Raw genomic sequence first — 365 nt, forward strand, 5'->3', positions numbered from 1 at the left:
TCTCGTCATCGATGTAAGCCTGTCCTTTGTTGGATACATTTTCGGTCGCAACAGGGGAGCTAGCTTCATTTGACGGACTTTCAGCAGAAGTTTCCTGCTTACAGCCGGTAATGGCCAGGGTGAAAACACCCAGGGCAAAGAATAATAAAATTGGTTTGGTGGTCATAATTAGAGGGTTTGATTAAACTTAAGCGGTAATTAAGCAGGTAAAGTAGGGCAGGGGATTAGTACTAGTTCTCCTGGTCAAATTGCCTGAAATACTCAAGGATCGCTCTGGCTTCTTCTTCAGAAAGTCCCTGGTTAGCCATAACAGCCATGTTGGATTCGATCAAAAGTTTTTTAGCAATAGGATCTTCTTTGATCAT

1 pseudogene is annotated in these 365 nt (G+C 42.7%); it reads right to left on the bottom strand.

The features are described from left to right. Window positions 1–230: 230 nt before the first annotated feature. Window positions 231–365: pseudogene (locus HC176_RS20150) on the bottom strand (c-type cytochrome); the annotation flags it as partial.

It is taken from the genome of Tamlana crocina (assembly GCF_012037625.1).